General features: G+C 73.1%; 1 pseudogene. It reads right to left on the bottom strand.

The annotated features are described in order from the left end of the window. Positions 1 to 215 precede the first annotated feature (215 nt). Positions 216 to 1,224: pseudogene (locus SSBG_RS14915) on the bottom strand (AMP-binding protein); the annotation flags it as partial.

The raw sequence follows: 1,224 nt of genomic DNA, 5'->3' as shown, positions 1-1,224 counted from the left end.
CAGTGCGAGGTGCGGCGGGGCCTCGTAGGCGGCCCCACGTTCCCGTATCGCCGCAGCCACCGCCGGCCCGCCGGCACCCCGTCCAGAGCGCCACGAAGTCGCCGCCTCAAGCCGCCGCCGCGCCCCGCCACTCCCGCCCAGCTCCACCGCCGCCGCCAGCCCGCAGCCCTGCCGACCCGCAGCCCGTCGCTCACCTCCGGGCGCTCGGCGCCTCCTCACAGCACGGTGACGTCGAGCCCGTCGTCCGCGTATCGCGCGCGCAGCACCTTCTTGTCGAACTTGCCGACGCTCGTCTTCGGCACCGAATCGATCACCGACCAGCGCTCGGGAAGCTGCCACTTCGCGACCCGTTCGGCGAGGAAGGCGCGCAGTTCGGCCGGGCCGGCGGCGGCGCCCTCGCGGAGAACGACCGCCGCGAGCGGACGCTCGCCCCACTTCTCGTCCGGTACGGCGATGACCGCCGCCTCGGCGACGTCCGGGTGCGCCATGATCTCGTTCTCCAGCGCCACGCTGGAGATCCACTCACCGCCGGACTTCACGACGTCCTTGGCTCGGTCGGTGAGGGTGAGGAAGCCGTCCTCCGAGATGACGCCGACGTCGCCGGTGCGCAGCCAGCCGTCCGGGCTGAACTTGTCCTCGGGCCGCACGGGCTCCTGCCCCGTACCGCCGAAGTAGGCGCCCGCGATCCAGGAGCCGCGCACCTCCAGCTCACCGGCCGACTCGCCGTCCCACGGCAGTACGTCGCCGCCCGGGCCGATGAGGCGCGGCTCGACGCCGGCGGGGAAACGTCCCTGCGTGAGTCGGTAGCGCCACTCCTCCTCGGGACCGGCCGTCGTGGCCGGGGGGCGTGCCACCGTGCCGAGCGGCGAGGTCTCGGTCATGCCCCAGGCGTGACAGACCCGCATCCCGAGGCGGTCGAACGCCTCCATGAGCGCCGGCGGGCACGCCGAGCCGCCGATCGTCACCTGACCGAGCGAGCTGACGTCGCGCGGCTTCTCGGTCAGCTCGACCAGCAGGCCCTGCCAGATCGTCGGCACCGCCGCGGCGTGCGTGGGGCGTTCGGTCTCGATCATCTCCGCGAGCGGCGCGGGCTGGAGGAAACGGTCCGGCATGAGCATGTTGACGCCGGTCATGAACGTCGCGTGGGGCAGCCCCCACGCGTTCACGTGGAAACTGCGGAACGACCACGAGGCTCGTGTCGCGGTCGGTCAGCCCCATCGACTG

This window comes from Streptomyces sp. SPB074 (assembly GCF_000154905.1).
GTDB lineage: Bacteria > Actinomycetota > Actinomycetes > Streptomycetales > Streptomycetaceae > Streptomyces.
This window is presented reverse-complemented; position numbering and strand designations above follow the sequence as displayed.